The organism is Peribacillus sp. NPDC096379 (genome assembly GCF_044762875.1).
Taxonomy (GTDB): Bacteria; Bacillota; Bacilli; order Bacillales; family DSM-1321; genus Peribacillus.
The window spans coordinates 842,105-866,157 of sequence record NZ_JBIWFD010000001.1 but is presented as its reverse complement, the minus strand read 5'-3'; the positions used below and the strand labels follow the sequence as shown (position 1 = coordinate 866,157).

Below are 24,053 nucleotides of genomic sequence, written 5' to 3'. Positions count from 1 at the left end.
ACTAGCATACATAGTAGTGCTACTATGCGAAAAAAGTTTTGACAAATATCGAGTGATGACAAGCCAGAAAACTAGTTGATCGGTAGCTTTGTTTCGTGCATCCCCCTAGCTTTTCTAACAATCTGAGCCGGAAATCAGATTTGCGCGTCAGAGCCAATCCTTACCAGTAAGTTGCCAAAGTTTAATCGGTAGTATACCCTGGCTAAATTTAAGGAATTTAACAAAATATTAGAGATCATAAGGATATCAAGCTACTTTTACTCAAACTATAAAACTACTTTACTTGTCTGATCCTCTCCCCACCCAAACATTGAGTAGGGATTTTTATCAAAAATTCAATGATTTAGACAAATAAAAAACCAGACTCTCATAAAAGAGCCTGGTTTGTATATGATGTCAATATTATGCTTTTTGAACATTTGTAGCTTGAGGTCCACGTTGACCTGCTTCTACATCAAAAGTAACTTTTTGACCTTCATCTAATGATTTGAATCCTTCACTTTGGATAGCAGAGAAGTGTACGAATACGTCGTCTCCATTTTCACGCTCGATAAATCCAAAACCTTTGTCTGCATTAAACCATTTAACTGTACCTTGTTCCATTTTTGTTGCCTCCTAGTGTGAAAAACACACAATGTGTTACTATCCCTGCCAAAGTGATCATTAAGACGTAAAGTTGAAACTTCTACAATCCCTTACACCGAACAAAAATAATTCTTCTTTATCTTATCAGGAATTGAAGAGAATAGCAAGCTACTTTAAAACTATACTTTTAATTGATTAATTCGTGCAATAGATTCCAGTAACTGCGAAGGAAGAATTATTAACAAAATGATAATGTCGGACAGAACCAGTTATGGAAAAAACATCGATCGTCCATGAGAATCCTTGGTGAATTAATTGAGAGATTGTCCCTTCCAGGTGATTAAACACCCGCACATTTACACCACTCTATCGTCTGGTTAGTAAATAAGGAATTTTTTGCATCTCTTTTCATCTTACATCTATGTCACCCATTCATACTTTATCGCGATATTTGACGCACCATACAATAAGGTACGAAATGGAGTACGCATATCCCCTACCATGCTTAACGTCTAGCAAATCTTCCATTTCATTTTAATGGTAGCATATGTTAAAAGATTTAAGGGAAATAAGAGCACTATATTAGTACTTTTTTGTATATGTGTGTCTGAACATATGTCGGATCATTAACGTGGCATAAGCCACGCCCCATCCGAAGTCGATTCATTTCATGGCTAAAGTCACGAGTATTCTCGGCTATTTCATAAAGTGTGAACACAACAGGCCTTTCATTTACATTTGTATTTCTAGTTTTCTGTCATTCTCATGTTTTTTAAGCCGTGCATGATTTCATACTTCTCCCGACCAAAATAATCATGTAGATCCAGATAATACTTATAAAGCTCATCATATATTTTCACATTTTCTGCGATTGGAACGAAGGCTTCGTCTTTAACTTTGGCCATCTTATCAGCTGCTTCAAAAATCGTGTCGTAGCCACCATGATTTCCCCCTGCAGCAACAGAAGCATACATGGCAGCACCTAAAGCCGTTGTTTGATTGGAAGCAGGTATTTTTATTTCACGATTGGTTATATCAGCATATATTTGCATAAGCAAATGATTTCGCTGTGGCAGACCACCACATGCGAAAAGTTCCTTAACCTCTACCCCTGCATCGGTGAAATTTTCAATAATTTTTCTAGTCCCAAATGCTGTCGATTCTAATAAAGCACGATAAATTTCTTCTGGTTTCGTAGCTAATGTCAATCCGATAATCGTCCCAGATAAATTGGCATCCACTAAGACAGAACGATTGCCATTCCACCAATCTAAGGCGATAAGACCAGATTGTCCAGGTTTATATGCTGATGCTTTTTCCTCTAATACTTGATGCACATTCTTTCCTGCTTCAATTGCCTGTTTTTCGACATAACCCGGTACGGCTTGGCCAACATACCAAGCAAAGGAATCGCCGACAGCAACTTGACCAGTCTCATAACTATAATATCCAGGAATAATCCCATCTTCGACAATCCCACAAACCCCTTCAATTGCTTTTTCTTTATCAGAAATAAGCATATGGCAAGTAGAAGTCCCCATCGCTAATACAAACTGGCCAGGGTGTACGGCTCCAACAGCTGGCACTCCAGCATGAGCATCAATAATTCCAACAGCGACAGCAATCCCTGGTAAGAGCCCTAACTTATGGGCCATCTCTTCTGTTAGTTCTCCTGCCTTCTCACCAATCGACCGAACCTCGCCACGCATTTTTGTTTCTAAAATATGTTCAAAACGTGGATGTAATGCTTTAAAAAATGAAGCTTCTGGATACCCAGCTTCTTTATTCCAAAATGCTTTGTAACCACATGTATTACTACTTCGAATCAGATGGTTGGTTAATCGATACGTGACCCAGTCACAAGCTTCGATAAATAAGTCTGCTGCGTAAAAAACCTCAGGTGCCTCTTTGATAATTTGTAGGATCTTCGGGAACATCCATTCCGATGAGATTTTGCCACCATAACGATGTAAAAATTCTTCTTTTCTTTCTTTGGCTAATCTTGTTATTTCATCTGCTTCCCTATGCGCCGCATGATGCTTCCATAACTTCACCCAACTATGTGGATGGCTTTCCCAGTTTGGATCGAAGCATAATGGATGTCCATTTCGATCTAAAGGTAAAATAGTGGAGGATGTAAAGTCAATCCCTATTCCGATGACATCTTGTCTATCAATTTGAGCCAAACGGATCACTTTAGGAACGGATTGAAAAAGGACATCTAAATAATCTCTTGGATGTTGTAGGGCCCAATCTGGTTGAAGTGGCTTTCCATTCGGCAGTGCCTCATCTAAAACGCCATTTTTATATGGAGTTACATGAGTAGCGATCTCCTCACCAGTGGAAACATCTACCAATAGCACTCTCCCTGATTCCGTTCCGAAATCTATTCCGATCGTATATTTTCTAGTCATATCGTTTTCTCCTTTCTTAGTTGCAAGCATAGTAGACAAATAATTTAGAAGAAACCTTTATTTGGTAAAAGGGCTATCTAAAAGGGTCCGACCCTTTTAGAACAGCCCTGTTTCGTATTCGTTATTTATATAAAGGACCGTACGCTTCAGAATCTTCCTTTCATTACTAAACCATTTACAGGTTGAAAATGTAGACACTCCTGCTTATTCTGTTTATTGCTGGCGAGGAAGAATACTTAAAAGAAGCCAAACAGTTGAATCTAGTTTCATCTATCATTGATTAGATTCAAACTACTTGAAAATTTAAGTCATTGGCTCTCTTTAAACACTTACTCATTTGGATAGGTTTCTTTCAAAAACTTTACTGATTGATGAATTAACGCTTGTAAAACATCAACATCAATATCCGCTATTTTATTTATGTACACACACGCTTTTCCTGTAGTATGTTTGCCAAACTCCTTTAACAAATCTTCTCGTTCCGTGTCACCCGGTGCAAAATACAAACTAATTTTAGCTTTTCTGGGTGAAAAGCCAACTAGTGGTGCATCGCCTTCGTGACCAGATACATATTTATAATGATAGGAACCAAACCCAATTATACTCGGTCCCCACATCTTCGCTTGATAACCTGTCGTTTCTGTAAAAATATCTAATAATTTAAATGCGTCTTCACGTTTTTTAGGGTTTTCAACATTTTCAATAAACTCAATGACACTACTGTCGGTTTCTTTTGTTTTTAGTTCGTACATCGTTAGAATCTCTCCTTTTCTTTAAATATGGTTAGTGAGCTACACTAAAGCTTCTATATTAATAGCTTTTTTCCTTCCATTCTACCTACCCTTTTGTTGAAGAAAAATCTTGTTATTGTACCTCTACGACAAAAGTATAGGATGAGTCTCCATTTGTCCATTCAGCATGAATTTCAATTACATACTTTCCTTTTTCCAATGGTAAGGTGATTTTGTGTTGATTCAAAGGTAATTCTTCACCACGTTTTTCTTCTTCCCACAAATAAGCGTGTAATTGTGGTTGAGAGCCATTATTGAACTCTATATCCGCTACTGAACTTTGTTCAACTATTTTCGCTTTCATATTTTCAGCTATTTGAAATGGTGCAGCAGCATCCGCAATCACCGTCTGATTAGAGAATAAACCCTTTGTTTCCCATTGATACGTGCCTCTAGCTGTTTCAATATTTTCACCATTTATTTTTACGATCACATCGGGGGGCATTTCTGGCGGCTCTTCTGCAGTTTTACTTGAACAACCTCCTACTATGATAATGAACACTATTAGTAGTGCAAATAAATACTGCTTATTTCTCATTTTAATCCCTCCTTTTTCTGTTAGACGTTGCTGAATTATAAAGATTACAAATCTTATTACATGATCTAGCCTTAAAGGCCAACATCATATTATAAAAAAATATCAAATCGGGGGGCAAGAACTTGGAGGAACTAAAATTCCCTTAAAAATCTTACCAAAGTAAAGAACAAAGTATTCGTTAAATTCCAAATAAAGACCTTTATAAGGGGCTAATCATGATACTTTATGATACATCGATAATTATCGTATTAGACAACCGCCCCCATCTGGCACTAACCGTTTTTAATATTTGGGCTCTGTAAAATTTTAATGTTGATTTAGATCTTCACTTATTAATCGTTAAAAGTGACAGGAATTTTAACCAAGACATAATCACCAGTCCACATCTGCGTCGTGGCAATCAATTGGTCTCCTTGTTTCTCAAAGAAAAGTCCGCTACCGTCCTTTTGCTTGAACATCCAGCTATTTTGACTTAGCATATCCTTGATATTTTCGTCAGCTATGCTTTGATCACTATATGTGATATACCACTCATATCCATTTTCTCTTGATAATTTAACGATTGCTTTATTTGAATCATTTAGCTTTTCAATCGCTTCTTTTTTGCTAACATGATCAATTGGAAGTGGAGGTAAGAAAAGTTTGTTGTTAGATAAGAAAACGACAATAAATAGAACGGATACAACTAACACTATCATTTTCTTCATTCAATCACCCCTTATGATTCTTCTTTCAATTCTATATTAAATATTCCAGTTGTATTCTAAAATACCTTTCTATTCGGTAAATCTCATCTATTTAGGCGAAGTGAGGTGTTTGTTTATTACTATGGATAGGCGCTGTTAAATCTTAATGTTGATTTTTTGATAAGGTTTTAGGGAAACCCAATCTTTCTGGGTTTCCCTATTCTTGTTAAACAAAAGCCTATTAGTTCAATAAGTCCTACAATTTAATCCCATTATTTTTGGACTGGATTATATAGCTGTTATTGGATTCCCACTTATAGTGTCCCACATTAAATTCCTTTAGGTTTATTAAATCTTTGAAATATTTTAGGATAATGCAACTCCAGTTTAAATTTTCTATTTTAAGAGGGTAATTGTCTTCGTTAGGATTAGGAGTATGAATATAAACGGCATCTAAACCAGCAGCTTCATTGTTATATAACACCATGATACTACAACCTTCATGAGTTATGAATTTCACACACTCATTTTTTATGTTGTTCAAAGTATAAATTTCTCACAAAAAAGCACTTGTTGCCTACAATGCAATCAAGTGCTTACAGTTAACAATATCAATTTCTTAGTTTGTCTTGTTACAGCTAGTATCCTGGATATGTTAAAAATGTATATTTAATTCTTCACGAATTGCTTTTTCTAAGTAGTCCTCAAAACTCTCTGCTATAATTTCTTTCCCACTGAAATCAAAGTCAAATGTAATAATTTCTGTATTCTGAGAATTAAAACCCACCGGATTTCCTGCACCGTCTATACCAATGGCAATAAAATTCTCATACCCTTTAGGGAGTGCTTTTCTAAAATGTAGAGATTTCTCTACAAATGATGGTGTCGCAACAAACTCCGCCTCTCTCAATCCCAAGACAATAGCTTCACCAACTGCTCCAGAACCATACCTCAAAAGAAATTCTTTAAAATCCTCTGGCAATTTTACTTTTAGTTCATCTTCTGCTTGGTTTACTTCCTCAATATTAAGAGGCCCTCCAAAGGCTTCAGGGCACATTTCGAACTCTTCATCAATGGCATTTAATATTTCTATCTTCATTCAATAATCTCCCTTTTAATCATTTCATTGGCATATCTTGCCTTCCAATATTCTTTACGCCACTTATTAAATTCTAGCCTAGCTTCTCCACTGCCAACTCCACCCGAATTCCCAATTGGATTTTTTATTTATTTTGAATGGCGGCTGCCATGTAAAAATAAAATTCGTTTTATGTAAGAACATAGGTAAACAACCGCTCATTCCCCCAAAATACACATATATTATATAAAAAAAGGGGGGAAAAATAATGGATAGAATGATCCTAGTGTTTTTAGCAAGTCTTTTAGCTGGATTCTCTTTGATAAAAGTGTCCTTAGCCGGAACATTTTTATCAAGTTTGGAACCATTCACTACAATCATCGGCGTTTTAACAGTTATCGTCTTTTCATTGGCCTTAATCTATCAGGGAGTAAAGACCTTATTTAACAAATAGTTATGTAAGCGCATTCAATACGGATAACTCATATAGATCAGACCTCGCACTCTAAATCAGTATGTTATCTCATTCTGTATTTAGTTTTGCGGAGTCTGATTCTTTGAGTGGTAACATTTCACGCCAAATCTATGTGGCAACTCATCTCGGTTGCTCTAAAATACACGATAAAGTGAAACTTCAATCAGTGGGAATTTTACTACCGGTTAGTGCGGGATAAATGATTCGAGGTACATCTTTCCCATGATCAATGATGTCTCTAACTGCTCGTTTAATCCATTGTTTAGCCAGATCATCAGTACCTCTTGCTTTATCATGAAAATCTCTAATAAGACCTTTCGAGAACACACAAAGAACTTTTGTTTCACTATTAATTTGAAGTCCAACCCTTGGTTTTCTAGAGGAGACGATATATGTAAGAACTCCAGCATCATTCAAAAGGTAATGATTATTAGACACATCACACTCCATTACAACCCTAGTTACCCCATTAACAAACTCTTTTTCTCCCTCTTGGATATACCTTTGACTTCCCATAGTAAACAAACCACCTTAGTGAAATATTCATACTATATATATTTCGTAAAGGAGTCTTAACTTCCTCTATTTCCACAGAAAAATCACACAAATTTTACAAGTCACATAAAACCTTTACAACAAAATCCGAGTGGTGAATGGTACGTAAAATAAATGCGACGGTCTCTCATCACGTTAAAACAATGAGTAACTGGCAGTATCGTGTCTGATACTTCACAAAAAAGAAGCCTCCCTAAAATTTCATACCGTGAGACTACCGTATTGATACGGTATCCATAGACTAAGGGAAGAAGAAGAACAATAAGAAGAAAGAGAAAGAGAAGAGAATGCTAGCTAGCTTATACAGCTTGGAATTCTGTACAAAAATAAGAGGTGTCCCATAACGAGAAAGGGTCAGACTCGTCGTGCACTTACATACACGCAGCAACACAAAGGTACCTGAAAATTTTTTTTATTGGCATGCTACTTTTTCTATGAAACGGCTTATAAAAGAGTTGAAGAGCTTTTTTCTGCAGAAAAGGGGCGGAGCTTCGCAAGATCAGCTCCGCACCACCACCTTCATAAGATCCTATCATGTTTGAACCTGAATCTTTTTCATCGTTTTAGCTATTGAGCAGACACTCATGGATGATCGCGTTGCCATCTATGAACAAAAATTGCGCAAAGGAGAGAGTACGCATGGCGAAATATAGACAAGTACATATTGCATTTTGGCAAGACGGGTTTGTGCTGGATCTCACTCCAGAGGAAAAGTATTTCTATCTGTATCTCATGACCAACAGTAAAACCTCACAATGCGGAATCTATGAACTCCCAAAACGCATCATCGAAACAGAAACGGGTTATAACCGCGAGACCATTGACAAACTGCTGCAGCGCTTCGTAGATTACGGAAAAATCTTATATGACGATGTCACGAAGGAAATTATCATTTTGAACTGGGCGAAATACAATTTGATTAGAAGTCCAAAAGTGATTGCTTGTATTAAAAGAGAACTAGCAAGTATTAAGAATAAAGGCTTTGTTCATGAATTTGTCAACCAATGTAAACAGCTCGGAAATGACCTTGGATTTCTGCCATCAGATGCTGTAACAGAACAAAAAAAGCCAGCGGCAGCTGGAAAAACTAGCCCTACAGATGCCGTCCGATTTTATCAGGAGAATTTCGGATCACTCAACCCTTTTATGGCAGAACGTATCATGATGTGGGAAAACGATCTTGGACCAGAATTAGTGATCGAAGCGATGAAACGGGCGCTAAAAAAACAAAAGATGTGGGGATATGCTGAGGGCATCTTGATAGATTGGGCGAATCAGAATGTACGCTCCTTGATCGATGTAACAGGGCTGGATCAAGAATTTGCCTCAAGGGGGGAGAAAAATGGCAACAAGATCGGTAGAAGACGTCCTAACCAAGCTGCTACAAAGAACGAAAAATCCATCACCGGCAACCAAGTCGGTTGGCTTAGAAGAAGCCCAACCTAATTGCCCAATATGTCAGGACCACGGGATTATCATTTATCGCGTCCATGAGGAAACGAAATGGGTGACAAATCACCAAATCATGAACGGAGTGGAAGTCACGACCCTAACCCCAGAAACTATGGTCTTAGAAGAAGATTTTCTTTCTGGACAAGTATGTAGCCCAGACCAAGCGTGGGCGTGGCGTACGACTTTTTCGAAACGCTGTGCATGTATAAAACAGAAAAAAATGGAGCGGTTGTTAAAGGCAAGCGACATTACTGATGAATTTAAGAAGTTGGGTTTTAAGAACTTCAGCCTGGAAGGAAAGCCGCAAATCATTGTCGATATGTACGACTGTTCAAGTTCCTATTTGAAGCGTTTTCTAGCGATACGAACGGACAGAGCCAATAGCATTGCCTTACTCGGACAACCCGGCTCAGGAAAAACTCATTTACTAACGGCGATCGCCAATAACTTGATGCAACGAAAAAACATATCGGTCCTCTATTTTCCATATGTAGAAGGATTTAATGACTTGAAAGATGATTTCGAAAAACTAGCAACGAAATTAGCACGCATGCGGCAAGTAGACGTCCTTTTCATCGACGATTTGTTCAAACCGCTGAAAGGAGAACCGAGAGCGACGATCTGGCAGATTGAACAAATGTACGCAGTTATCAACTATCGCTACCTGAACCATAAGCCAATCCTCGTTTCATCCGAGTTAACCGTAGATGAAATCGTGAACGTAGACGAGGCCCTTGGTACACGAATCTATCAAATGTGTCAAAACTATACGGTAGCCATTAAAGGCGATCGTAATATATTAAATTATAGATTGGCGGGTGCAAAATATGTGTCAAATTTGTAACGGTACACACGTTGTCAGTGCGATAAGCGTTTCATCGATCATCATTTCCTGTTGCCCAATCTGCGGGCCGGAATCGGAAGAAGTACAAAATGCTCGGTTTGCGGATATGTTATCTGAGATTGCTCAGATTAAACGGTTGAGGAAGAAGGATGCTTGATGAGTGGGAGGATGATGACAGGAAAAACGATCGCAGCGTTGGATCTTCCCTACTTTCATGAATAAGTAAGTCCGTAATCGATTTGAAAACTAAAGCTGCCAGTTTCGCGCTCCATGAAAGCGGCGGGAGATTGGTAGCTTTAGTTAGTAATTGATAGTAATCTTCTAATTTTGAAGGTTAATTTGTCCAAAACATCTAATATTCTGTCTGAATTTCAAATAATTAATCCGAACTGAATAATATATGATTGGGAATGTAGCACAGGTAACTATTTATTAATCCACGAAAGCACGATTGACTCCAGCATTCATATTCAATCAAAAAACTACTTCCCCTCCTGTGGATTGGAAATCGAGCCCATGAATAAGATTGTCCCCGTTTCATCGTCTGTTATAGCAATGAAAAATGGCCGGTTAACCTCCATCTGAAATGGTTTATCTACGGGTGCAGACACAGCAACCACTTCTACTGAGGTTACAGCAGCCGCTTCTGTTCCTTCTTCATTCACATCCAAATATGTTTTTTGTTTTACTTCACTAATCGATAACGGCTCTTCCTCTGTAATCATTTTCGTGAAATTGGCATCTCGTTCAAATGCAGAATTCATACCAAGCTTTTTTAACGTTTCATTTAATTTCACTTCGTATTCCATTTGAAAGGTTGGAAGCATGATCGTTCCTTTTCTCTCATGGAACTCGGACATCCAATTCTTCCAGTTTTCATTTGTGAGTAACTTTTCAAATTCTTCTAAACTGGTATTTTCTTTCGGGAGAAATACGTTCATGCTCATTTCACCATCGCCATAAGGGAGAGAGACCGCCTGGAAGCTTGCGTTGTCCGTATACGCCAATTCTTTATTAAGCGTCATTAGTGGAAGATTCTTTGTAGTCCCGTCTTTTAAATGAAAGGCTCGCTGCTCTGTTTGTTTTTTATCAAATCCATAGGTCCACCCCCCTTTAAAATAAATCGCGTTAAGGAGAATGGCCACTATATTCGAATCTAAAGGAGCCTCTACCATTTCTTCTATTTTTCCATTCGTGGCCTGTTTCACCCAGTCATTGATCATTTCAGGAGACTGGCGATCCAATATATCCATTTCCTGAATCTTCGCATTAAAATAATCTCTTGTTTTCTTGGCAAAGTCAGTCTGAAAATGAAACTGATTATTTAACCAAATCGAGTTCGCGACATTCAGCTGAATTTTCTTAGAGTCACTATGAAGCAAGGACATCAAAGAAGCGTTCGCTTGATTCAGCTCAGCTACATCGATCCCTTCAACCTGCAGAACCTTGGCTATTTCATCTTTTGTTTTCCCATCCGCTCCGTTATATACCATCGACAATGCCATGAATAAACTTGTCGGTGAAATGAACGTGTTGCCATCTTCATTCGCCTCAACCACTGACAGCAGATCCATTCCCAGTTGATTATTGGCGGACACAATTTTTTGATAGTCCTCTTCACCAAAATCCACCTGGTTTGAGATTTCCAAGCTTCCTTGCTTATCCGTTCCACAGCCTGTTACAAAAACACTCATTAGTAAAAGAGGAACAATTAACTTCTTCACACCCATCACCATCCTTCATTACATTAGACTGCATAAACATGGAAAAGTTCCAGCCATCACCTTAGCTTACTAGCAAAGTATCAAAATCTTTGTATCCCCAATTATTCAAGCCCCAAATCCACTAAATACGCAGTCGGTTTCTACTTATTGATCGCAGTGTATGGATATTGAAATTTGTTGACAAATGGTTTTTAATTTTCCACTCCGCTGCTTTGTAACCTACCAATAACCATAGGCAAACAAATATCGGATTGTGATTCTTGATACGTTTCTTTAAATAGGAAAGGTTCTTACGAAGTGATAAATGAGGATTTCGGTATGTGGGGTATCCGTCCAATGATAGCTAGACAACTCCTTCCCCATTTTCGTTTCTAATGGATCTCGGTGCCTCTGTTCCTTCCTTCTTCTTTTTATTAGCAAAAATAGCATGATGGCAATTGCTATGACATCTAATAAAATTAGATTGGAATAAAGTCCCTAGCAATTGCCTCGAATGTCGTCAGATTTCTACTTCCCTCTTATCGAGAAATGGCTCACCGCCCACCTGCTTTATTGTTAAGTTTATTAGCATTTAGTTTGATAGATTATCAGAAAACCGCCTACATGTGGGGATTTGCACACAAAGCTACTTTTACTATTCACTTCCTCCCACCTCTAGTTCACCGTTCAAACTATTTCCATCAATATTTTCATCATTTGGGTATGGGGCTTCAAGCGCTGGATCCTCATTTTCTATAGGTTCTTCATATATCAAAGGATCTTCCGTGTCGACGGGCTCCTCGTATTCTTCATAAATTGGATACTCCTCTAGTTCTTCATACTCTACAGAATCATCATATCCTTGGTAATAGGAATCCTCTTCATAAGAATCTTGGTAATAGGATGAGTCCGTTTCTTCTTCGCCTGGATTTTCAATAAATGTATCTGGTTCTTCTTCAACGTATTCTCCACCGTCAAAATACCAATCCTCTTCATTTTCCCAAAGATCTTGGTAATAATAATCACCAGATTCATTATAAAATAAATCGAAAATCTCTTGTTCAGTGAGCGGCTGTTCAACCCAGTCTTGTAGAATACTATAAATATCCTTGACCGGAATACTGAAACCAATCGCTTCTTCTCCAATCATTTTTGCTGAATTAATTGCGATTGCTTTTCCGGTTTTTTTAGATAAAAGTGGTCCCCCACTGCTGCCAGGGGAAATGGCTGCGGACATCTGATAGATGTTTTCATAAGAGCGGTTTCCGATGAAAAAGTTACGACCTACTCCGGTTATGTATCCTAATGTTGCCGTATTTTCAAGACCATGCGGACTCCCAAGAGCGATTACTTCTTCACCTATTAATGTCTGGTTTGAAGTTTCAAGCGCCATCGGCTCCTCTCCTGCCAACTCTGGCACACGAATAATAGCGATATCGGTATCGTTGGAATAGCCAATTACCTGACCGCCGTATTCACTTCCATCTGAATTCTTAACGACTGCCTGGACAGATCCTTCAACCACGTGCGCATTGGTTACAATATCGCCATTTTGATTCATCAAAAAGCCAGAACCTTGAGAGGTTTCTGTAAAAATCGTATACACTTTAGTTTGCTGTTCTGCAATAACATCCGTAATGTCTTTTTTAACCTGTACCTCAGTCTTTTTAGCTGGTAAGGCAATCGTTTCAGCTTTTTCTTCCACTACTTGTTTCACAGGCTCAGTCACTATTTTCTTTGACGCTATTTCTGGCGGTACATCATACTGAAAGTAATAATAGAGTGACAAACCAACTGCTAAGATGCAAAAAATACTTAACGTAAGTAAAAAAGGAACGACTTTAGATTTTTTTTGCTTTTTCCCACATGTTGAACAGTAATTTGAGGAGTTTGCAAGCCTTTCTCCACATGATGAACAATGCATATCTTCACTCTTTCCATATAAGTCTTTTGGACTAACTATATAGAAAATTATGGTTTTTGTCTAGGTTCATTAGGATAATCTAGTATTCATCCGTTCATTGGCTTCGTAAGCTAGGGAAGGTATTTATAGTAGAAAGAGAGAGAAAAAAGAACATTTCAATTAATAGTAAAACAGGTCTACTATAACCGATCATTCTTATGAGATAAATCCTGGTTAAGGGGAGAAATAGATAAGATTTTGTTACTGTATTTTCAAAGCATTTTCTCGAGACGTAGAGGATGTATGGTTTTCGATTAAAAATTGCTCGTGCCGCCGTCATCTAGCATGAAAAATGCAAGAGCCGTATAATCGCGTTTAAGAATTTACGATTATGTTTCAACAACAAGAGATGCTACCATTTGGTGCACCTCTTGTTGTACAAACTATTTTAAAATGTTAGTTGTTAGAGATATTTTTTAATGCTTGCGATCATTTCCTGATATTCTTCTTCTTTTAAGTATGTTTTACCTGGGTTCATTTCAAAGGTAGAACCCCATTCTTCTTTATCTTCATACTTAGGGACGATATGCATATGTAGATGATGCATTTTATCACCATATGCCCCATAGTTAAGCTTGTTTGGTTGGAAAGCCTTGTCTAAAGCCTCTCCTACTTTTTTTACATCATTCATATATGCCGCCAATTCATCTTGATCAAGCTGAAAAAGTTCTTTTACATGATCCTTATACACGACATTACATCTGCCCGTATACGTCTGCTCTTTAAAAAGAAAAACAGTAGAAACATCCAACTGACAAATTTCAATCATTAAGTTGTCGCGACCTTCATCCTCCATGCAATACATACATTCTTTATTACGTTCCATACCCCTCAAGTCCTCTCTTGTTAGAAAATTCTAGACTATTTGATTGTAACACTATTATTTTCCTTTTGCGTGTTTTTATTAGGAAGGTTTAACTCCTATTTAAAGGATCGAATATATCTATATCTTTTTGCCCTAACAAGCCTTCAAGTTCCTCTGTTCCTTTTCTCAGCAAATACAAACTCTTCCTCTGATATTGGTATTGCAAGTAACCATGCAACTTTTTCAGCTGGAAAATCTAGAGTCTTTAAGTCTTCCCATAAAAAAGGGGCTGTAAATAGTACGTGCTCCATCTCGCTATCTGGGTAATACATTCTTATTATATCCCGAAATATTTCACCATGATAAATAGAGAACTTTGTGTTAATAACATAAAGGGCACATGTCGATAGTATATGAGGGAAAAGTGCAAACTTTGATGCACTCGCCCCTACGATTTCAGTTCTTAAGGGTTTTGCGTCTACTGCGTATCCAATTGAATAGTCTGATAATCCAATAGTTGAGTAGGATGTAATACCCTCGTATGGTTTATTTATAGTTGATAATAAATCAATATGACTATCATTTTTATCGTCCCAGTATTTCGATACATTTGGCTTGCCTCCAAATGCTTGTAAAGCTGTTTTTGCTATCATTTTATTATCATTTGAAATCGTCATAGTCATCCTCCAGAAGTGCAAAAGAGAACAAAGGGACCGTTCTAGCTTACCCCAGTAATCTCTCAAAATCCTCCACACATACAGGGCGACTGAACAAGTATCCTTGAATTTCATCGCATTGTATGTCTTCTAGAAATGACTTTTGAGTGTTATTCTCTACACCTTCAGCAATCACTTGGAAGTTCAAACTTTTCGCCATCAGGACAATCAATTTCACAATGGCTGCATCTTTTTCGCTATTCTCTAAAGCAGAAATGAAGGAACGGTCTATTTTTAGGCGGTCAATTTGAAATTGGCTTAAATAATGGAGCGATGAATAGCCTGTTCCGAAATCATCTATGGCTATTTTAAAGCCCATTTGTTTTAACAAATTTAATTTAGCTATTGTTTGCTCAATTGGGCCCATCGCAATACTTTCGGTAATTTCCAACTCGATTTGATTTGGATTGGCTCCGGTTTCTTTGATAATTTTTGATACCATTTCAATAAAATTATTTTGCTGAAATTGTAAGGAAGAGATATTCACGGCAATTCTTAATTGAGTAAAGCCCTTTTTACTCCAATAAGCGGACTGCTCACAAGCCTTCCATAAAACTCTTTCTCCGATTGGCAAGATTAGTCCCATTTCTTCGGCAATTGGAATAAAATCTGATGGAGGTACCAGTCCATAGCCAGGTCTTTCCCAACGTATCAAAGCTTCTGCACCAACAATTTCTTGATTGATCAGGGAGATTTGCGGCTGGTAGTATAAGATAAATTCATCCCGCTCTAGACCCTTTCTTAACGAAGTTTCTAACTTTACTGTTGGTTCCATACTCATTGAACCATTGTAAATTTGACAATCATTTTTTCCTTTTCCCTTTACTTTGTACATGGCCGTATCTGCTGCCATCATGAGAGCATCTAAGTTATTCCCATGATCAGGAAAAACAGACACCCCAATACTTGGGGTAATATTAAGTTCAACATCCTTAATATAATAGGTTTCTCTTAAGGTAGTTAATAGAGATTCTGTGATGGCTTCTATCTCATCCATATTTGTATTTTCGATTAATAATGCAAATTCATCCCCGCCTAGCCGACAAACAAATTGATCTTGATTTAGACAATTGATTAATCTACTCCCTACTTCTTTTAATAAACGATCACCATAGGAATGGCCAAGACTGTCATTAATTTGTTTAAAGCGGTCCAAGTCAAGCATCATAAATGCCATTTGCTGTCGCAACACATCCGAATTGCTGATCGCTTGTGAAAGTCTTTTCTCCATAAATCTACGATTGGGTAACCCAGTAACGACGTCATGTAAAGCGATATATTCCATTGAATTTAGCGTTTCTACTAGTTTATCCGTTCTTTCCTTTACCTTTTCTTCAAGATCTTCATTTAATTGATTTAAATCGTTCACTAATTTATCATTTTCTAATAAAGTTAGGATTTGTCTCAAAATAGCTAATAATATCGTTAAAAACAGACCCAGTACAACAGGATGCGTTTTGTACAATAAGGAAATAAAATAAACAGAAAGTATAAGAACACCCAAGTAAGGAGTAATAATTTTCAAAAAATGACTTTTATTTTTTCTTTTTTGATTGATTATCGTCTCTTTCTTTTGAAAGGGCACATAATAGATTCCAGCTAAACCTATTAAGAGGATGGATAGAATCCATAACGGTTCATTGATACTTCCTACAGAGTATGGATTCATCACTTTTAAAGAGATAAAAATACTATCGGCAATAATCTGAGTTAAAAAACCAGAAACGAGAAGGAATCTTGTCATTTTTGAGAAAATGCTACCTGATGCGAAAAAAACGCTTAAAACCCCTACGAATACACCTAAATCTAAAATGGGATAAAGTAACTCCAGGATATTTAACAGCATATTGGTATGTTGATGGATCAATGGATTAATTAAAAAAATCCAACTAAATGTAGTGGCTGCCGTCATAACGATTAACAGATCGAGAAAGAACCGAATGGTTAGCAAATGGCTTTTTATTTTATTCAGGATAATCAGAAGTGCGATAAAATAGAAGCCATTTTGCAAGATCCAAAATTTCTCAGAGATCGTATTGGACGCTCCATCAAGGTTCAGAATAAATGCATTATAACTCCAAATCAACGTTCCAATTAGATAACTCAGAATTCCCAATCCAAGAAATAACCAAAAACTTTTTGAAGTCTTAAAAAAAGTATAAATAAGCCATCCAATGGATGTAAGACAAGCAATGATTTGAAATGTCACTGCACCCCAATCTAATACGGGCGGATTGTTTTGAAACATGATATTCCAAAGAAAGTTAGAAAGAATAAAAAGCGCGATGAAAGTATAAGCCAATTTCCGGGTTTTAAGACTGTCCATTTGTTTCTCCATTCTGGATTTGCATTACCTTAATATATAATTCTTTTTATGATCATCTTGATTACTAGTTCGTAACCAAGGATACTTTTCCTTATGTTGATACAGATCTTTAGGGTAAATAACAGCAGGGATCACATAATCCCCTTTATAATAAATTTGTTCACCAACAGACTCCACTGGAAACTTATAGATCGTTCTTAGTGCCTTATAGAAAACCCTCTCAAGTAAAGCAACACAATAACTAATTTCATGTTGTTCCGAGTAGTGAACAAACACCGATAATAGTCTTTCTAGGTTCCTTCCTCTAAATTGTTTTAAGATGGCAACCTTATCAATTTCGATCACCGATTCTGGATTATTTTTAATCGATTCAATCAGATGAAAAGGATAAACTGTGTTAATATTATGATTCGGCTCTAATAGATATGGCTTAAATTCGATCGTTCCTACTTTTTGATCTTTTGAATCTGTGATTAAGTATCGATCGGCTGGGCCATCTTCCATTTCCAATCCATATCCTTTTTCAAGCCAACATTCTATCCAAATGTTATTAAATTGATTATACAAGGCTAATGAATCTACTTTTATATACACGTTATTTTCCTCCAATTGACTAATGTAGTAAATTATATGTCAAAAATAATTATACATATAATCAGAAACTTATTCTCATATTAATCAGTCAGAAAAATAAAAATAATATAATAGTAGTATTTAAGAGTTATAAGGAACATACTGATGAATATCTATATCCGCCATATCGGACAAACCAAAAAGACAGAAAGCATCGATCGGGCATCTGTCTACTCTAAGCTATTCTAAATTTTAGATGATGGATTGCAACTTGTATAGGAAAACCCTCGAAATGTGGTACTAGTTCTTCACAGATCTATTATACCAAAATTCGAGGGTGATTCTTTTATTTTTTCATATTGTGTCTTTTCCCTATTGTTTGTAGCAAATACTAGAAAATATAGGGATTGATATCACAAAACTGACAGCTAAGGACTTAGCATCCAGTGACAATGTGACAGGAGAGAAAATCACGGTAGTAATATTTGTGGCTACTCTTCCCTGTAGCCAGTATACCTATGTAGGAACTTTCCTATCACAAAACTTAAGAAGCAGGAGAACGGTCCCCCTGCTTCTCCTATCTATTTTCTCTCAATCACTCTCTCAACTTCCCTTACAATCGTTTGTGCATCCAATCCATACACCGTTTTTAAATATTCCGTTTTTCCTACTTGGCCAAAGCGTTCACGAACACCAACACGGTAAAGAGGAACTGGGTAATGTTCAGAAAGGGCCTCAGCCACAGCGCTGCCGAGTCCTCCGTTTACATTGTGATTCTCTGCAGTGACGACAGCCCCTGTTTTTTTAGCAGCTTCGATGAGTGTCTCAATGTCTAAAGGTTTTATGGAAAACATGTCAATCACCGTTGCCTCAATACCGATTTGAGCAAGCTTGGCAGCTGCTTTTAAACTCTCACCTACCATAATTCCCGAAGCAACAATGGTTACGTCTTTACCGGTACGCAACACTTTGGCTTTTTCAAAGGATTCGTTTTCATCGTATAGGTTGATCGATTGCTTCCGAATCGTGCGGATGTAATGAAGACCGCCTTCTTTATAAGCCTTTTTCAGTAAATACTTGAGTTGATTTGAATCGCTAGCTTCATAGACATGAGCGTTTGGAATTTCTCGAACTAGGCCGATATCTTCAAACGTCATATGTGTGCCTCCATTATGTTCTGCAGTCACACCTGCATCAGATCCAACGATCACGGCGTTAAGCTTGGCATATCCAAGGGAAACGAAAAGTTGGTCAAAAGCACGTCTTGTAACAAACTGGCCAAAAGAGTGAATAAAAGGTTTGCGACCTACAACAGAAAGTCCGGCAGCTAATCCCATCATGTTGGCTTCCATAATGCCAACATTCACGTATTGACCTGGAAGTTCAGACTCTAGTCTGCTTGTAGACATGGCTGAGCTTAAGTCCGCTTCAAGCGCAATCACACGATCATCTTTCTTAGCTAATTCACGAATCGTATCAGCGTACGTTTGACGCATTTCTTTTTCGTCGAGGACAGAAGAAAATGTCATTGGTTTTGACCTCCTTGAAGTGCTTTTTCTAATTCTTCTAGAGCCTTATTTATAGCGTTATTGTCTTCTGCACTAGGTCGGATATGGTGATTGTCCGCCTTTTGTTCTAAGTACGGAACACCTTGTCCTTTCGTCGTATCTAGAATAATAGCAGTTGGCTTGCCTGTACGTTGCTTCGCTCTCTCAACCGCAGCATCGATTTCTTCTACATTCGATCCGTCCACTCGCTCTGCAGCAAATCCAAAAGCTTTCATTTTCTCAACAAAATCAAATGGATTCATAATATCAATCGTTAGACCATCAAGCTGTTTTTTATTGTCATCAATAAAGACGACAAGATTTTCAAGCTGATGGTGAGCAGCAAATTGGAACGCTTCCCAACATTGACCTTCATTCAATTCTCCGTCCCCTACAATGGCATAAGTGTAATTCGCGCGGCCATCAAGCTTGTTGCCAAAAGCGATACCGGTTGCTGCTGAAATCCCTTGACCAAGTGAACCCGTCGTCATTTCAACACCAGGAGTTAAGTTACGATCTGGATGAGAAGGTAAAGTCGTACCGTTTTGATTAAGCGAATAAAGCGTTTCTTCTGAGATGAATTTTTTCAGAAACAGAGTCGCATAGAGTGCCGGACCCCCGTGCCCTTTTGAAAGCACGAAGTAATCACGATCTGGATTTTCGGCATCATTTGGCTCAATATTTATATGTTTACCGTATAGAACAGCAAGTACTTCCACAATGGAAAGGCTGCCTCCATAATGACCGAAGCCCAATTCCTGTAGTTCCTTCAGCGTATAATAACGGATTTGATTGGCGTAAACTTGTAAATCAGTTTGTGTTGCTTGCATATTATTTCGCCTCCTGTATAGATTCCTGATTAGCTGCATCTGTTTTTGTACGTTTAAAGTTGAATGCAAACATAATAGCTAGGATCGCAAGTAGACCGACAACAATGCCAGTTTTGCCAACATAATTAGCAAGGGTACCAAAGAAAATTCCTGAGACTGCGAAATCCGCATCAGAGAAGGTTGAGTTGGCAAATCCAAGATCCCCTAATACCGGCAATAGGAAAAGTGGCAGGAAACTGATGATCAGTCCATTAACGAAAGAGCCGACGATTGATCCACGCAAGCCTCCAGTAGCATTTCCAATAACGCCTGCCGCTGCCCCCGTAAAGAAATGTGGTACAACCCCTGGAAGAATCATAACGGTTCCAGAAAGGGACATAATGAGCAAACTAACAATTCCACCAAAGAAGCTTGAGAAAAATCCGATCAGTACAGCATTCGGTGCATACGTGTAAATGATTGGAACATCAAGGGCTGGTTTGGCATTCGGAACAAGTTTCTGTGAGATTCCTTTAAATGCAGGGACAATTTCGGCTAAGACAAGACGTACACCAGCTAAGATGACGAATACACCAGCTGCGAATGTACCAGCTTGAATCAAGGAAAAAACAAGGTAGTTCGTTCCATTACTCAAATTTGCTTCGATATAAGTAGGTCCTGCAACAAGGGCGACAATTAAATAAATCAACGTCATGGTAAGTGCAATACTTACTGTTGAATCACGCAGAAAGCCAAGCCCTTTTGGAAAATTAATGTTCTCAGTAGAACGAGAGTTTTTCCCTTTTACAAGCTTGCCAACAATCCCACTAGCTGCATAGCCAACCGCACTGAAATGGCCAAGCGCCACATTGTTATTCCCCGTTACTTTACGGATAAACGGTTGAACGATAGCTGGAGAAAGGGTCATGATAATGCCAAGAGCGAGACCAGCAGTTAAAATGAGCCCAAATGAGGTGAAGCCAGCTACTGAGAAAATAACCGCAAGCATACAAGCAAAATAAAGTGTATGATGACCCGTTAAAAAGATATATTTAAAAGGCGTAATACGAGCGATTACCACATTAAACACCATTCCGAAGAACATGATGAGAGCTGTACTGGAGCCATATTCATTCAGTGCTAACGCAACAATGGCCTCGTTATTCGGTACGACACCGCTTACATGAAAGGCTTGTTGAAACATTTCGCCAAAGGGAGCAAGAGATCCTGACAAGATCCCTGCTCCGGCGGAAATGACGAGAAAGCCGACAAATGTTTTCGTTGTTCCCTTCAATGTATCTGGAATGTTTTTACGTTGTGCGAGTAATCCAATAAGTGCGATCAGCGCGACTAAAATAGCCGGCTGACTTAAAATATCAACGATTACGTTAAGGAACCCATTCATGAAACTTCCTCCTCATATCTACTTAAATTTTTTGACTTTCTTTCATGACAGCTGTCACTTTTTCTCTTAGTTCATCCATATCAATAATGCTTTCTAAGACAATCACATTCCCAAGGTGACTACCACCTTCTGCGATATCTTTAGCCAAGAAAAACACGTCTGCATCGCCTGGTGTTGCTGAGCTTAAATCAGAGTGACTCACTTCAACATCCTTCACACCCAGTTCCCCTAGAATTTGCTGAATATTCATTTCCACCATAAAACTTGTCCCTAAACCTGATCCACAAACCGCTAAAATTTTCATATTGCTACCTCCTCATTTTTTATAAATGCATATAATTCTTCCGGATTTTGCATCGCTTTTAATTGTTCGATCGCTTCATTATTCGAAAGCAAGGTCGTCAGCTGCGATAGCGCCTTTAAATGTGTTTGGCTGTCAATCGCAGCTAAACAGATAAAGAGTTCCACAGGGTAATTCTCATTATCTAGTAAATAGACTGGATGATTGACTCTTAAAAGAGACATGCCTACTTGATTCACACCGTCTTCAGGTCTAGCATGTGGAATCGCAATCCCCTTTCCAATATAAATATATGTCCCATTTTCTTTTACTTTTTGAACCATCGCTTCTACATAGCTATCTTCTATGTGCCCTTTGTTTACAAGTGGGCTTGCGCTGAGCCGAATCGCTTCTTCCCAGTTTAGGGAATCATTCGTAAATTGCATCATGTTTTCTGTTAATAATTCCGAGAGCATTGGCTGGTAGCTCCTTTCAGATGATGTATTGGACCATAATTTTGAAAAAAGTACTTCGTATAGAGCCTTTTCATCTTTTACATCGGCATAACGATGGATCGTTGTCATAATGTCTTCCATTGAAACATTCCATACAACAAGATCCGGTATGTGACGCCCCACCGCTTGAATGAGTTGATTTTTCTCCACGGCTGTAAGCAAAGGTGGAATAACGTGTACAGGCTTTGAACAAGCAAGCGGAACCGTCGAGAAAACGACATCGTAGCTTGCCGGATCCACACGCATGAATTCATCAATTGAATAGTTCTGCGTGAAGCTCAATTTCGGAAAAAGCTGAGACAGCTGTGTTCGCATCATGAGCGATGAACTGACCCCATTCAAGCACACAAGAATCGCTTTATATTCTTTTGGTTTTGCGAGCTTTACCTGGCTACCAAAATGGAGGGTGAAAAAGCCGACCTCTTCCGCAGAAATTGGTTGTCTGGTTCTTGCTGCCAATGGCTGTAGAGCTTCTTTTACAATGGCATATAACTCAGCATGCTGTGCTTGGATTTTCTCAATCAAAGGGTTTGAAATCGGTACACGAAACTGTATCCGGAAGTAGGCTGGAACAAGATGCTGATAGAGCGTACGTTGTAATTCCACTTTATTTGGAATTTCAACAAAGGTTTGCCTCTCTACGTTTTCGATTAATTCAAACGCCATTTTTTCAAGAAAAGGATTAAACATCCCCTTCATCGAACCTTGAAAAGCGGCAAGAAGCTGAATCGTGACAAACGTAGCCTCCTCTTGAATCGGCTGATGAAACAGTTCATTTGCTAGTGACTCTCCCAACCTATAAAATGGATGTGCGACAATGATTGCTGACTGTTCCTCTGTATAGAGGATGGTTTGCCGTCGTTGCCTCACTTGAATAAAAGCTAGAAAATAAGCGAGTTCGTCTAACCGATCGGTGACGTAATGAACTTGATTTTCCTCCGCTGTTTGTTCCAACAACTCGCGAATAGTTTCATAGTTGAAGCTTACCTTCCATTCAGCAAATAAGTTTTGTAAGGCTTTCTCAGCAAAAGGAAAGGGTAAGATTCGATTAATGGCAATCGCTGCGAGTCTTCGCTTGTTTTCTTCTAATCCCCATAAATGATACCCATCTGCTCTCGAGTAAAGCAGATCAATTTCTTCCTCTTCACAAAGCTTACGTACCTTCTTAATATCATTTAATGCTGTATTACGGCTTACATTAAGAACTAGCTGATAATGTAAATTGGACACAGGCTCTTGCCGAATAAACGTATAAAGATAGATAAGATACATCCGCTGTTCTTCTGAATAAACAACCTGCTTATCAGAAATAACATCGAATGGGATCGCCTTAAGCAATGTATCTGGTACGTTAAGATTCATTCCATCCAGCTCAATAATAGGCAACGCTAATTCTCTTAAACCATCATTCATTTTCTTTAAATCATAATGAAACTGTCTGTTTGATAATTGCAGTTTACGTCTTAGCTCTGGCACATTTTTCTCTGGATAAGAGAGGAGCTCCTCAAGAAGCTGTGTAGATCGATAGTCAAACATGGTTGATTGCCTCCTCCTTGTCATTTATTATAAAACGCTTTCATTTCAGATGAAAGCGTTGTTGAGTCCAATTGATGTTCGTTATGGACTGATGATATTGGGCTGAATATCCGAATTATCTAAAAATTATTCCCTCTCCAATTCTAAAAACTATATTTCTGCATCTTTCACTTTCATTTCAAAGGTCAAAACACAATAGATTCCTGCCTGTTGCCCTAAGCTGAACAAGTCCGTTCGATCGTTCACAAACCTTTCCACTAATATGATTCTTTCAGGATTAAAAATCAAGTTGGCAGGCACAAACGAATGTGCAAGATACTAGGCTTTTATTTCCTATACCACAGCCAGCAATATACCTAGTATACCGAAAGAAGGATGATGTGTTTATTTTTATTTAGCCAAGAGAATTACGCTACAAGGGGCTGGGTTCAGGCATCATAATACGTGCCGGGAACTC

General features: G+C 38.1%; 21 protein-coding genes and 1 pseudogene. 4 read left to right on the top strand and 18 right to left on the bottom strand.

The window, feature by feature from the left end; translation table 11 throughout:
• Positions 1–402: 402 nt before the first annotated feature.
• The 6 genes from ACIQZI_RS04105 to ACIQZI_RS04080 form a co-directional block, all read right to left on the bottom strand.
• Entirely contained in the window at positions 403–603 is a 201-nt protein-coding gene (locus ACIQZI_RS04105) for a cold-shock protein (protein ID WP_062177553.1), read from the bottom strand.
• 728 nt (positions 604–1,331) lie between these two features.
• Positions 1,332–2,999, bottom strand: coding sequence for a ribulokinase (locus ACIQZI_RS04100; RefSeq protein ID WP_403069708.1), 1,668 nt, complete (start codon positions 2,997–2,999; stop codon positions 1,332–1,334).
• A 329-nt stretch (positions 3,000–3,328) separates the two neighbouring features.
• Positions 3,329–3,751 (bottom strand): DUF1801 domain-containing protein, encoded by a 423-nt coding sequence (locus ACIQZI_RS04095; protein ID WP_403069705.1) that lies wholly within the window; start codon positions 3,749–3,751, stop codon positions 3,329–3,331.
• Between the two features lie 112 nt (positions 3,752–3,863).
• Complete coding sequence (locus ACIQZI_RS04090; RefSeq protein WP_403069702.1) at positions 3,864–4,328, bottom strand: hypothetical protein; 465 nt, start codon at positions 4,326–4,328, stop codon at positions 3,864–3,866.
• Between the two features lie 332 nt (positions 4,329–4,660).
• Positions 4,661–5,035 (bottom strand): hypothetical protein, encoded by a 375-nt coding sequence (locus ACIQZI_RS04085; RefSeq protein WP_403069699.1) that lies wholly within the window; start codon positions 5,033–5,035, stop codon positions 4,661–4,663.
• A 634-nt stretch (positions 5,036–5,669) separates the two neighbouring features.
• A complete protein-coding gene (locus tag ACIQZI_RS04080; RefSeq protein ID WP_403069696.1) occupies positions 5,670–6,113 on the bottom strand; it encodes an SMI1/KNR4 family protein in 444 nt (147 codons plus the stop codon).
• 247 nt (positions 6,114–6,360) lie between these two features.
• Between ACIQZI_RS04080 and ACIQZI_RS04075 the strand changes: the two genes are divergently transcribed.
• A complete protein-coding gene (locus ACIQZI_RS04075) occupies positions 6,361–6,546 on the top strand; it encodes a hypothetical protein (RefSeq protein ID WP_062177520.1) in 186 nt (61 codons plus the stop codon).
• A gap of 180 nt (positions 6,547–6,726) precedes the next feature.
• Here the strand turns inward: ACIQZI_RS04075 and ACIQZI_RS04070 are convergent, their stop codons facing one another.
• Positions 6,727–7,083: a hypothetical protein gene (locus ACIQZI_RS04070; protein ID WP_403069693.1), complete on the bottom strand. Its 357-nt coding sequence runs from the start codon at positions 7,081–7,083 to the stop codon at positions 6,727–6,729.
• 678 nt (positions 7,084–7,761) lie between these two features.
• Here ACIQZI_RS04070 and ACIQZI_RS04065 point away from each other — a divergent pair.
• The 3 genes from ACIQZI_RS04065 to ACIQZI_RS04055 are packed head-to-tail and all read left to right on the top strand — an operon-like array spanning position 7,762 to position 9,575.
• Positions 7,762–8,568, top strand: a complete 807-nt coding sequence (locus ACIQZI_RS04065; protein ID WP_403069690.1) for a DnaD domain-containing protein — start codon at positions 7,762–7,764, stop codon at positions 8,566–8,568.
• Positions 8,465–9,418: an ATP-binding protein gene (locus ACIQZI_RS04060; protein WP_403069687.1), complete on the top strand. Its 954-nt coding sequence runs from the start codon at positions 8,465–8,467 to the stop codon at positions 9,416–9,418. Before ACIQZI_RS04065 ends, ACIQZI_RS04060 begins: the two co-directional genes overlap by 104 nt.
• The gene (locus ACIQZI_RS04055) at positions 9,402–9,575 is read left to right on the top strand and encodes a hypothetical protein (protein WP_403069684.1); all 174 of its coding nucleotides are present in this window, start codon (positions 9,402–9,404) and stop codon (positions 9,573–9,575) included. Before ACIQZI_RS04060 ends, ACIQZI_RS04055 begins: the two co-directional genes overlap by 17 nt.
• A 325-nt stretch (positions 9,576–9,900) precedes the next feature.
• Here the strand turns inward: ACIQZI_RS04055 and ACIQZI_RS04050 are convergent, their stop codons facing one another.
• The 11 genes and pseudogenes from ACIQZI_RS04050 to ACIQZI_RS04000 all read right to left on the bottom strand — a co-directional run bounded on the left by ACIQZI_RS04050 (position 9,901) and on the right by ACIQZI_RS04000 (position 23,596).
• Complete coding sequence (locus tag ACIQZI_RS04050) at positions 9,901–11,142, bottom strand: serpin family protein (protein ID WP_403069681.1); 1,242 nt, start codon at positions 11,140–11,142, stop codon at positions 9,901–9,903.
• 634 nt (positions 11,143–11,776) lie between these two features.
• Positions 11,777–12,910, bottom strand: a complete 1,134-nt coding sequence (locus tag ACIQZI_RS04045) for a S1C family serine protease (protein ID WP_403069678.1) — start codon at positions 12,908–12,910, stop codon at positions 11,777–11,779.
• Between the two features lie 577 nt (positions 12,911–13,487).
• The gene (locus ACIQZI_RS04040) at positions 13,488–13,910 is read right to left on the bottom strand and encodes an HIT family protein (RefSeq protein WP_062177501.1); all 423 of its coding nucleotides are present in this window, start codon (positions 13,908–13,910) and stop codon (positions 13,488–13,490) included.
• An 88-nt stretch (positions 13,911–13,998) separates the two neighbouring features.
• Positions 13,999–14,566 (bottom strand): annotated as a pseudogene (locus ACIQZI_RS04035) (suppressor of fused domain protein).
• Positions 14,567–14,612: 46 nt separating this feature from the next.
• The gene (locus ACIQZI_RS04030) at positions 14,613–16,853 is read right to left on the bottom strand and encodes an EAL domain-containing protein (RefSeq protein ID WP_403069674.1); all 2,241 of its coding nucleotides are present in this window, start codon (positions 16,851–16,853) and stop codon (positions 14,613–14,615) included.
• 102 nt (positions 16,854–16,955) lie between these two features.
• Entirely contained in the window at positions 16,956–17,525 is a 570-nt protein-coding gene (locus ACIQZI_RS04025; RefSeq protein WP_403069671.1) for a hypothetical protein, read from the bottom strand.
• Positions 17,526–18,085: 560 nt separating this feature from the next.
• The gene (locus tag ACIQZI_RS04020; RefSeq protein WP_403069668.1) at positions 18,086–19,033 is read right to left on the bottom strand and encodes a transketolase family protein; all 948 of its coding nucleotides are present in this window, start codon (positions 19,031–19,033) and stop codon (positions 18,086–18,088) included.
• Positions 19,030–19,881, bottom strand: a complete 852-nt coding sequence (locus tag ACIQZI_RS04015) for a transketolase (RefSeq protein ID WP_062177490.1) — start codon at positions 19,879–19,881, stop codon at positions 19,030–19,032. Before ACIQZI_RS04015 ends, ACIQZI_RS04020 begins: the two co-directional genes overlap by 4 nt.
• Position 19,882: 1 nt before the next feature.
• The gene (locus ACIQZI_RS04010) at positions 19,883–21,265 is read right to left on the bottom strand and encodes a PTS ascorbate transporter subunit IIC (RefSeq protein ID WP_403069664.1); all 1,383 of its coding nucleotides are present in this window, start codon (positions 21,263–21,265) and stop codon (positions 19,883–19,885) included.
• Positions 21,266–21,287: 22 nt separating this feature from the next.
• A complete protein-coding gene (locus ACIQZI_RS04005) occupies positions 21,288–21,569 on the bottom strand; it encodes a PTS sugar transporter subunit IIB (protein ID WP_062177486.1) in 282 nt (93 codons plus the stop codon).
• Positions 21,566–23,596, bottom strand: coding sequence for a BglG family transcription antiterminator (locus ACIQZI_RS04000; protein ID WP_403069661.1), 2,031 nt, complete (start codon positions 23,594–23,596; stop codon positions 21,566–21,568). Before ACIQZI_RS04000 ends, ACIQZI_RS04005 begins: the two co-directional genes overlap by 4 nt.
• Positions 23,597–24,053: the final 457 nt, after the last annotated feature.

Excerpts from the sequence above, each read along its gene's own strand:
- ACIQZI_RS04105 (WP_062177553.1), bottom strand. The coding sequence starts at position 603 with ATGGAACAAGGTACAGTTAAATGGTTTAATGCAGACAAAGGTTTTGGA.
- ACIQZI_RS04100 (WP_403069708.1), bottom strand. The coding sequence starts at position 2,999 with ATGACTAGAAAATATACGATCGGAATAGATTTCGGAACGGAATCAGGG.
- ACIQZI_RS04095 (WP_403069705.1), bottom strand. The coding sequence starts at position 3,751 with ATGTACGAACTAAAAACAAAAGAAACCGACAGTAGTGTCATTGAGTTT.
- ACIQZI_RS04090 (WP_403069702.1), bottom strand. The coding sequence starts at position 4,328 with ATGAGAAATAAGCAGTATTTATTTGCACTACTAATAGTGTTCATTATC.
- ACIQZI_RS04085 (WP_403069699.1), bottom strand. The coding sequence starts at position 5,035 with ATGAAGAAAATGATAGTGTTAGTTGTATCCGTTCTATTTATTGTCGTT.
- ACIQZI_RS04080 (WP_403069696.1), bottom strand. The coding sequence starts at position 6,113 with ATGAAGATAGAAATATTAAATGCCATTGATGAAGAGTTCGAAATGTGC.
- ACIQZI_RS04075 (WP_062177520.1), top strand. The coding sequence starts at position 6,361 with ATGGATAGAATGATCCTAGTGTTTTTAGCAAGTCTTTTAGCTGGATTC.
- ACIQZI_RS04070 (WP_403069693.1), bottom strand. The coding sequence starts at position 7,083 with ATGGGAAGTCAAAGGTATATCCAAGAGGGAGAAAAAGAGTTTGTTAAT.
- ACIQZI_RS04065 (WP_403069690.1), top strand. The coding sequence starts at position 7,762 with ATGGCGAAATATAGACAAGTACATATTGCATTTTGGCAAGACGGGTTT.
- ACIQZI_RS04060 (WP_403069687.1), top strand. The coding sequence starts at position 8,465 with ATGGCAACAAGATCGGTAGAAGACGTCCTAACCAAGCTGCTACAAAGA.
- ACIQZI_RS04055 (WP_403069684.1), top strand. The coding sequence starts at position 9,402 with ATGTGTCAAATTTGTAACGGTACACACGTTGTCAGTGCGATAAGCGTT.
- ACIQZI_RS04040 (WP_062177501.1), bottom strand. The coding sequence starts at position 13,910 with ATGGAACGTAATAAAGAATGTATGTATTGCATGGAGGATGAAGGTCGC.
- ACIQZI_RS04030 (WP_403069674.1), bottom strand. The coding sequence starts at position 16,853 with ATGTTTCAAAACAATCCGCCCGTATTAGATTGGGGTGCAGTGACATTT.
- ACIQZI_RS04020 (WP_403069668.1), bottom strand. The coding sequence starts at position 19,033 with ATGACATTTTCTTCTGTCCTCGACGAAAAAGAAATGCGTCAAACGTAC.
- ACIQZI_RS04015 (WP_062177490.1), bottom strand. The coding sequence starts at position 19,881 with ATGCAAGCAACACAAACTGATTTACAAGTTTACGCCAATCAAATCCGT.
- ACIQZI_RS04010 (WP_403069664.1), bottom strand. The coding sequence starts at position 21,265 with ATGAATGGGTTCCTTAACGTAATCGTTGATATTTTAAGTCAGCCGGCT.
- ACIQZI_RS04005 (WP_062177486.1), bottom strand. The coding sequence starts at position 21,569 with ATGAAAATTTTAGCGGTTTGTGGATCAGGTTTAGGGACAAGTTTTATG.
- ACIQZI_RS04000 (WP_403069661.1), bottom strand. The coding sequence starts at position 23,596 with ATGTTTGACTATCGATCTACACAGCTTCTTGAGGAGCTCCTCTCTTAT.